The organism is Aquabacterium sp. (assembly GCF_050725395.1).
Lineage (GTDB): Bacteria > Pseudomonadota > Gammaproteobacteria > Burkholderiales > Burkholderiaceae_C > Aquabacterium.
The window spans coordinates 33295-41953 of record NZ_JBOHHL010000037.1 but is presented as its reverse complement, the minus strand read 5'-3'; the positions used below and the strand labels follow the sequence as shown (position 1 = coordinate 41953).

Below are 8659 nucleotides of genomic sequence, written 5' to 3'. Positions count from 1 at the left end.
GGCATCGCACAGCTTCTGCGCAGCGGCCGTGCCTTGCTTGGGGTCGGCAGCGTCGTCTTCGGCCACCAGTTCGAACCTCACCTTCTTGCCGCCGATCTCGACGCCCTGGGCATTGAGTTCATCGACGGCCATGCGGGCACCGTTTTCGTTGTCGCGGCCATAGTGGGCCTGCGCGCCAGACACAGGCGCCACATGGCCAATGCGGACCACGGTCTGGGCCTGTGCACCACTGACCATGCACAGCGAGGACAACATCGCGGCGGCGGCAGTGGCCACCGGGAACAAAGCAAAGCGTTGGGTCATATCCACCTCGTCGTTGAAGGTCATTACAAAGAAATCGATCAGCGGTTGTTGCGCAGCTTGGCCACTTCCTGGGCCACGGCACGCGTCACCACGTCGCGCATGGTTCGCGACAACTCATCTCGCAAATCCTGCATCAGGGTTTCGGTGAACTGGGCCAGCAGAGGCTGCATGGATTCGCGCAGACGAAATTCGAGCATCGAGTCGATCTGGCGCTGCACGTCGGTCAGGATGCGCTGGGACAACTGCGCTTCGGACACCTCGGGTTCGATGGGTTCGAACGTCGTCAGGGCGTTGACATGGGGGATGGACGCCAGCGGCACCATCGCCGAGGGCAACACGCCTGGCACCTCTGCCATGGGATCTGGGGTGCTCCCCACCGGGGTGAACCCAACGTCAGGGGCCAGCAATGGCGACGCCACCACCAGGGGCGCCGCTTGGTGGATCACCGCACCGCCATCGGGCGTGAGTTCGATCACCTCGGTGAGCGTGGGCACATTGGCGGGATGAGGCCGCGTGGGCAAGCTCATGCCGTCACCTCGTGCGGCTGAATCTGCAGGCCCAGGGCTTCGTATTGCTTCCAGCGCTGGCGGCCCAGTTGGCGGTCATGCGGCTCGCGCGACACGATCTCGAAAAGGCGCTCGAAACGCTCGGGTTGATCCGGCATCTCGGGCCCCAGGTTGACCAGGATGCTGCGCTGGCCGGGAACCTTGGCGTCGGCGCCATGCGGCGCCAGCCACACCGGCGTTGCATGCAGGCGCTCGGGCATGTCCTGCCCCGGCAGGGCAAGCACATGGGGCAGGAACTCCTGCTCGTCGAACACCCAGAGCTGGCGATCAAGGGCTTTCAGCGTGCTGACATCGCCCGTGACCAGCACCCCTGCACCGCTGCGGTAGGCCTTGCGCAAGAGCCGGCAAGCGTAGGCCAGCTTGTCGGGCATGCCATGGTGGAACTCAACGGCGTTGTTCATCAATCGCTTCAGGATCAGGTGGCCTTGGCTTTTTTGGCCGGGGCCTTCTTGGCGACCACAGGCGCGACAGGCTTGAGCGCGCCCTCGCCCGCCTGCGACAGCACGAACTGGGTCAGCAGGCCGACGGGCCGGCCCGTGCCGCCCTTGGCGCCGCCCGACTTCCAGGCCGAGCCAGCGATGTCGAGGTGCGCCCAGCGGTAGGCTTTGGTGAATTTGCTCAGGAACACGGCGGCGGTGATGGCACCACCCTCACGCCCACCCACATTGCCCAGGTCGGCGAAATTGCTCTTGAGCGAATCGCCGTATTCCTCGTCCAGCGGCAGGCGCCAGGCGGTGTCCTGGGCTTGCTGCCCAGCCGACAACAGCGATTGCGCCAGCTCTTCGTCGGCGCTGAACAGGCCACTGTGGATGTGGCCCAGGGCCACGACGCAAGCGCCCGTCAAGGTCGCGATGTCGACCACGGCCGCGGGCTTGAAGCGCTCGGCGTAGGTCAAGGCATCGCACAGGATCAGGCGGCCTTCGGCGTCGGTGTTGAGCACTTCGATGGTCTGGCCGGACATGCTGGTCACCACATCGCCCGGACGCGTGGCCGTGCCACTGGGCATGTTCTCGCAAGTGGGGATCAAGCCGATCAGGTTGACCTTGGGCTTGAGTTCGGCCACGGCCCGGAAGGTGCCCAGGACGCTCGCGGCGCCGCCCATGTCGAACTTCATCTCGTCCATGCCCGCGCCGGGTTTGATCGAGATGCCGCCCGAGTCAAAGGTGATGCCCTTGCCCACCAGCACCACGGGCGCTTGCGACTTGGCCGCGCCTTCGTAGTGCAGGATGATGAACTTGGGCGGTTCGTCCGACCCGTTGGCCACGGACAGGAAAGAGCCCATGCCCAGTTTTTCGAGGGCTGGGCGGTCGAGCACCTGCACCTTGAGGTGCTTGAACTCTTTGCCCAGGCGCTTGGCCTCGGAGGCCAGGAAGGTGGGGGTGCAGTAGTTGCCGGGGCGGTTGCCGCACTCGCGCGCCAGCGTCACGCCTTCGGCCACGGCCTGGCCCTGCGCCAGCCCGGCCTTCACCGCCGCCAGCTGTTCGGCGCGGCCCAGCAGGGTCACCTTGTTCAGCCCAGTGGGCTTGGGCGCGCTGGGCTTGGTGTGGCGGTAAACATAAGTGGCATCGGCCACGGCCAGCACCAGGCCCTGCGCATGCGTGGCATCCAATGGCCAGCCGGCGCCCGCGGCCACCGCCAGGTGGGCCACGCCCCGGTCCTTGATTTCGGCCACGCCCTTGCCCACCGCCGCCTTGAAGGCCTTGGGCGAGGCATCGGCCGCGGCCACCAGCACCAGCCGAGGTGCCTTCACGCCCACCGGCCGGTGCGCATACAGCACCTTGCCACCCTTGAGCGCCCAATCGTTGCCTTTGAGGGCTTGCTCGGCCACGGCATCCAGCGCTGGATCACCCGTGGTAGCGTGGTCGCCGGTCAGGATCACCAAAAGGGCGTCGGCATTGATTTGGGACAAGGCGGGCCCTTGAGCCACGGTGTAGCGGTAGTCCATGCGGTGCGCGTCCATAATGGACGGATTGATTTGAGCTGAGCAATGTTATTCGATTCCTCTGTGCGCCGAGAACTCTGGCGAAGCTTTGTCGGGACACTGGTGGTGCTGCTGACCGTGGTCTTGACCATGGTGCTGATCCGCATGCTGAGCCAGGCCACCAAAGGTGCCTTCGCGGCCAGCGACGTGAGCCTGATGCTGGGCTACACCCTCATCAGCCAGGCCCCCATGCTGGTCAGCCTGGCCCTGTTCGTGTCCATCGTGGCCGTGCTCAGCCGTTTCTGGCGCGAAAGCGAGATGGTCGTCTGGCAGGTCAGCGGCGCCCGTCAATTGACCTTCCTGCGGCCCCTGGCGCAAATGGGCTGGCCCGTGTTGCTCAGCGTGGCTTTGCTGGTGCTGGTGGCGCGCCCCTGGGCCCATTCGCAGATCCAGGTGCTGAAAGAACGCTATGAAAAGCGCTCCGACATCGCCCGCGTGCAGCCCGGGCAGTTTCAGAGTTCGTCCAATGGCAGCCGCGTTTTCTTCATCGACAGCCACAGCGATGGCGAGAAAGTCGGCAAGAACGTGTTCATGGTGCTGACGCAGAACGGCCAGGAAGCCGTCATCACCGCCCAGGAAGGCCAGCTTGAAACCATCAAGGGGCAGCGCTACCTCAACCTCACGCGCGGCGAGCGCACCCAGACCGACCTGAGCACCGGCGAGAAAGTGCTGTCGCGCTTCAACTCCGCCAGCATCCTGGTGGGCGAGGTGGAACAAAGCCTGGACAACAGCCCCATCGCACGCAGCGCGTCCACGCTGAACCTGCTGTCTTCAACCGAGCCCGACATGCGGGGCGAACTGGTCTGGCGCCTCGGCATGGTCTGGGCCGCCCTGAACATGATGCTGGTGGGCCTGGGCCTGGCTTCCGGCAATGCCCGCAGGTCCAGCAACTGGAGCCTGGTGTTCGCCTTGCTGGTGTTCGTGATCTATTTCAACCTGCTGTCGATGAGCCAGACCTGGGTGGCCAATCGCCAGTTGAACGCCTGGGTCAGCCTCCTGGCGGTGCATGGCCTGCTGACCGGGCTGGCAGCGGCCCGCATCTGGTGGCGCGATGGCGGTCGCTTGCCCTTGCTCAAGGGGAGCGCATCATGAGAACGGTGCGGCGCCTTCTGTACAGCCAGATCATCGCGGCCGTGGTCTTCGTGGCCCTGGCTTTCCTGGCCTTGAGTTTTTTCACTGACTTCGTCGACGCCCTGCGCGACGTGGGCCGCCATGGCTACACCTTGACGGACGCCATCTGGGACTGTGTGCTGGAACTGCCCAGTCACCTGTACGACGTCTTCCCCATCGCCCTGCTGATCGGCACCACGCTGGCGCTGGCCCGGCTGGCGCAGACCTCCGAGTTCACCATCCTGCGCACCGGCGGCCTGGGGCCAGCACGGGCCCTCGGGCTGCTGGGCGGCCTGGGCCTGGCGGGCGCCCTGCTGATGATCGGGGTGGGCGACTGGCTCATGCCCTTGGCGGAACGCCAGGCCTCCTTGCACCGTGCCCAGTTCAGCCAGGGACAAGGCATCCAGCTGGGCCAAGGTGGCGCGTGGCTGCGCGAACGCGCGCCCCAACCCGATGGTCAGGTGCACACCGTCACCGTCAATGTGGGTGCGGCCGAAGGCCAGGCCCATTTCCGGCGGGTGCGGATTTTCGAATTCGATGCCCAGGGCCGATTGGTGCGCCGCGTGTCGGCCCAGCAAGCCCAGGTTCAACCCATGGGCTCTGGCCGCGCCGGCTCGGTGTGGCACCTGCAAGCCGTGACCGACACCCGCTGGCCGGGCCAGTTCGCCATGCCGGGTTCGGCCACCGACCTCGACATCGCGGGCATCGAAGAACGCCGCCTGCCCACGATGGACTGGCAAAGCAGCCTCACGCCCATGGTCGTGGCCGCGTCCGTGCTGCCGCCCAGCACCATGTCCACGCTGTCCCTCTGGCAGTACACGCAGCACCTGGCCAACAACGCGCAAGCCGCGCAGCGATACGAAATCCAGTTCTGGAAACGTGCCTGCGCCCCACTGGTTTGCATGGTGATGCTGGCCCTGGCGCTGCCCTTCGCCTACCTCCATGCACGCAGTGGGGGCATGAGCCTGAAGATCTTCGGGGGCGTCATGCTGGGCATCAGCTTTGTGCTCGTCAACCACATCTCCAGCCACCTCGGACTGCTCCACCAATGGACGCCGTGGATCGCGGCGGCGTTGCCCAGCCTGGCCTACCTGGGCTTGTCGATGAGCGTCTTCGTCTGGCTGGTCCGCAACCGCTGATGAACCTGGGCAGTACCTCATGAGCTCGCACGGCATCCTCCTGTTCGCCCATGGCGCCCGCGACCCGGCCTGGGCCCAGCCCTTCGAGGCGGCCACGGAACGCTTGCGCCAACGCCTCGCCCCGCAAGGCGACACCGAGGTGCGCCTGGCCTTCCTGGAATTCATGGTCCCCACCCTGCGCGATGCCGGCGCCGAACTCGCGGCCTCGGGCTGCCTGCACATCACGGTCGTGCCGCTGTTCCTCGGCGCCGGTGGCCATGTGCGCAAGGACCTGCCGGCGCTGATGGACGAACTGGCCGCACGGTATCCCGGCGTGCAATGGCGACTCAGCCGGGCCGTGGGCGAAACCGAACTGCTGATCCAGGCCCTGGCCGACAGCGCCTGGTCCCTGTCCCGGCCCGACTGAAAAGCGAACCCGAGCATCCATTCATGAACCTGCACCAGTTCCGGTTTGTTCACGAAGCGGCACGCCGCAACCTCAACCTGACCGAGACCGCCAAGGCCTTGCACACGTCGCAGCCGGGCATCTCCAAGGCCATCCTGGAACTGGAAGAAGAGCTGGGCGTCGACATCTTCGTGCGCCATGGCAAACGCCTCAAGCGCGTCACCGAGCCCGGCCAGCAGGTGCTCAAGTCCATCGACCTGATCCTGCGCGAAGTGGGCAACCTCCGGCGCATCGGCGATGAATACGCGCTGCAGGATGCCGGCACCCTGTCCATCGCCACCACCCACACACAGGCCCGCTATGTGCTGCCCGAGCCGGTGGCCGCGCTGCGCAAAAAATACCCCAAGGTGGCGATCAGCCTGCACCAGGGCACGCCCGAGCAGGTGGCTCAGATGGTGCTGGACGAAACCGCCGACATCGGCCTGGCCACCGAGTCGCTCAGCGATTTCCCGGAACTGGTGACCTTGCCTTGCTATGAGTGGCAGCACGTGGTCGTGATGCCCGCCGCCCACCCGCTGGCCCAGGCCCCGCGCCTGACGCTGGAGCAACTGGCCGAGGAGCCCCTGATCTCGTACCACCCGTCGTTCACCGGCCGCAAACGCATCGACCAGGCTTTCGCCCAGCGCGGGCTGTCGCCCAATGTGGTGCTGGAAGCGATCGACGCCGACGTCATCAAGACCTACACGCGACTGGGTCTGGGCATTGGGCTGGTGGCGGAAATGGCCGTGAAAGACGATCCGTCCATGACCCCGCAAGGCGACTTGGTGTGGCGTCCGGTGGGACACCTGTTCGGGCCCAACATGGCGCGACTGGCTTTCAAGCGTGGCGCCTACCTGCGCCAGTTCGTGCTGGCTTTCGCCGAGCTGATCTCGGACCGCCTCACCCGCCAGTTGATCCTGCAGGCCATGCAGCCCGGTTCGGGCAGCACCATGGGCAGCGACGACGGGCTGTGAGCCGTGGCCGAAGGACGACGGCTCAATCCTTGTTCTTGTCAGGCTTGTGGCTCAGGTCCACGTGCTCGAAATCGATGCCATTGCCATCCTGGCCAGGCTCAGCCTCGGCCACCGGCTCCAGCGGCTCCAGATCGTCCAGTGACAGATCCAGGCTGATCATCGGCTGCGCCTGAGGCTGGGCCTTGACTGGACGCGTGGCCATCAAAGGCTCGATGGTCTCGGGCTCGGACGACACCGTCACCATGGTCGGGTCGACGAAAGGCAGGCTCAGGTCCACCGCCTCGCGGCTCTCAGGCTCGCGCTCCGACAGGTCGCGGGCGACGGCGTAGAGGAACAGCAGTTCACGGTAAGCCGGCAGGTCGAAGGTTTCCGCCTCGGCATCGGGGCGCGTGAGCGAACGCTCCAGCACGTCCATCGCCTTGGATGGCGATGCCCAGAGGGCCTGCAAACGCTCGACGATGCCTGGGTATTCCGACAGGCTGTGCCCTTGCAGCAGGTCGGACTCCCAGGCGGGCGCATAGCCATTGAAGCGCTGGTTGAACTCGGACTGGATGCGCTCGTAGTCCTGGCGCTTGCCCAGACGCTGGTAGATTTCCAGCAACTTCAGGAAGGGCAAGGGGCTCGCGCCCGTGGTGCTTTGCACATGGCTTTCCAGCAGGTCGAGCGCGGCATCGTCCTGGCCCAGCACGACAAAGAATTCGGCCTGTTGCTCCAGGTCGATCAGTTCCTCGACCGAGACCTCTCGCGGGGGGTCCTGGAGCACGGGCCTTGGGGCGCGTGCAGCCGCACTGGCCGAGGACGCCAAAGGCGCCGGGGCGGTGGTCACCGGCGGGATGTTGAAGGTGGGCGCAGGCTCACGCGCAGGGGCAGGCGTTTCGATCACCGGCGCAGTCGCTGCGGGGGCCGTTGCAGCGACCGCCGGCGTGGTACCGCGGCGGCCATCGTCAACAGAACCCGGTTTGAAGCTCGCCAGGGTTTGCTCCAAAGGCGAAGCATCGGGCTGCTCGCCATGGGTGGGTTCAGCAGGGGGCGCCCCATCCGATTTCCACCAATCCGCCCCGGTACCCTTGCGGCGATCCTTGAGGAAGAGCACCGCCACGGCCGCGGCCAGCAGCGCGGCCAGACCACCCAGGGCATACAGCAAGGTGGGATTGGACTGAACCGATTCAGCCTGTTGGAGTTTGGATTGAAGCTGGGCGATCTGTTGCTGGGACTGGGCGGACTCCTGCTTCAAGCTGGCCAACCGCTTTTCAAGTTCCTGCACGCGCGCTTGATCGCGCATCAGCTGCTCTGGCGATGTGTTCATGGCCAGCCACAAAGCCGCCGCGGCCGCACGCCGCTCCTTCACTTCTGGCGAAGGCTCGTCGCCTTCAAACCTGCCTTGCGGAATGGTCGTCATCGTCAGGTTGGGCTGGACCAACGCATCGGCATCCATTGGATCCAGCATCAAGCGCTCACCCGAAGAGCGCTTGGCTTCCAAAGTTGGTGCCTTGCCTGACGTGGCACCACGGTGCTTGCCAAGGCTTGCCTCGTCAGTCACCCGGACCTCCTGGGCCTGGGCACGGGAGGACAAGGCCAGACTGGGGGCGCCCTGCAGCGCATCGGCGCCTGACTTCACGGCCTTGGCCGAGGCCGAGGCAGACGCGGATCTGGTTGCGGATTTTTTGGCGCGCGAAGCAGTTTTGGCTCCGCCTTGGGCATCGTCCACACTCGGCGCGATGGCCGAGCCACTGGTCTCAATGGTCAGCCCGCCCACCTTCACCGTGCCGGCCTTGGCCGCGTACGCCACGGGAGGTGCTTCGACCTGGATCAGGCTTTGGGAAGGGGCGACCGCGCTGGGTGGGTCGGCGAATGCCACGAACTTGCGGCTGATCTTCGCATTGCAACCGGCCGCCAGGTAAATGGTGACCACGGGTTCATTGACGAACTTCCGGGTGGTCACCTTGATGATGCGCTCGCCACCCGCGCCGGGCAACAGCACGGCCGTGACGTCTTCGCCCGCCAGTTTGTCGTCGCCGAAATAGACATCTGCCGCCACGCACTCGTTGGCGATGTCGTTGGCCGAGTCCACATTGATGGGAACGGTCACACTGAGCGTTTCGCCCAAAATGGCGCGACTGGTGGGCCGGCCGTAGCCCAAACCGTGGGATGCCCCAGACGCT

Annotated in this window: 9 protein-coding genes; 4 read left to right on the top strand and 5 right to left on the bottom strand. The window is 65.7% G+C overall.

Annotated elements, in window-relative coordinates; genetic code table 11:
• The 4 genes from ACREB4_RS18105 to ACREB4_RS18090 all read right to left on the bottom strand — a co-directional run.
• Positions 1-255: ABC transporter substrate-binding protein (locus tag ACREB4_RS18105; RefSeq protein ID WP_431589640.1), on the bottom strand; the 255-nt coding region annotated here is incomplete at its 3' end.
• 86 nt (positions 256-341) lie between these two features.
• On the bottom strand, positions 342-830 hold the full coding sequence (locus ACREB4_RS18100; RefSeq protein ID WP_431589639.1) for a hypothetical protein: 489 nt from the start codon (positions 828-830) through the stop codon (positions 342-344).
• Positions 827-1270, bottom strand: coding sequence for a DNA polymerase III subunit chi (locus ACREB4_RS18095; RefSeq protein WP_431589638.1), 444 nt, complete (start codon positions 1268-1270; stop codon positions 827-829). Before ACREB4_RS18095 ends, ACREB4_RS18100 begins: the two co-directional genes overlap by 4 nt.
• Before the next feature lie 14 nt (positions 1271-1284).
• On the bottom strand, positions 1285-2814 hold the full coding sequence (locus tag ACREB4_RS18090; protein WP_431589637.1) for a leucyl aminopeptidase: 1530 nt from the start codon (positions 2812-2814) through the stop codon (positions 1285-1287).
• Positions 2815-2856: 42 nt separating this feature from the next.
• On the opposite strand from ACREB4_RS18090, the gene lptF reads away from it, so the two are divergent.
• Genes lptF through ACREB4_RS18070 form a run of 4 tightly spaced genes read left to right on the top strand, consistent with a single transcriptional unit; the run spans position 2857 to position 6497 of the window.
• A complete protein-coding gene (gene lptF / locus ACREB4_RS18085) occupies positions 2857-3942 on the top strand; it encodes an LPS export ABC transporter permease LptF (protein WP_431589636.1) in 1086 nt (361 codons plus the stop codon).
• Positions 3939-5099: an LPS export ABC transporter permease LptG gene (lptG, locus tag ACREB4_RS18080; protein WP_431589635.1), complete on the top strand. Its 1161-nt coding sequence runs from the start codon at positions 3939-3941 to the stop codon at positions 5097-5099. Before lptF ends, lptG begins: the two co-directional genes overlap by 4 nt.
• A gap of 19 nt (positions 5100-5118) precedes the next feature.
• Positions 5119-5505 carry a sirohydrochlorin chelatase gene (locus tag ACREB4_RS18075; protein WP_431589634.1) on the top strand — a complete coding sequence of 129 codons (387 nt, stop codon included), beginning with the start codon at positions 5119-5121 and terminating at the stop codon, positions 5503-5505.
• A 23-nt stretch (positions 5506-5528) separates the two neighbouring features.
• Positions 5529-6497 (top strand): CysB family HTH-type transcriptional regulator, encoded by a 969-nt coding sequence (locus ACREB4_RS18070; RefSeq protein WP_431589633.1) that lies wholly within the window; start codon positions 5529-5531, stop codon positions 6495-6497.
• A gap of 22 nt (positions 6498-6519) precedes the next feature.
• On the opposite strand, the gene ACREB4_RS18065 is transcribed toward ACREB4_RS18070, so the two are convergent.
• Positions 6520-8586 carry a hypothetical protein gene (locus tag ACREB4_RS18065; protein ID WP_431589632.1) on the bottom strand — a complete coding sequence of 689 codons (2067 nt, stop codon included), beginning with the start codon at positions 8584-8586 and terminating at the stop codon, positions 6520-6522.
• Between the last annotated feature and the right edge of the window lie 73 nt (positions 8587-8659).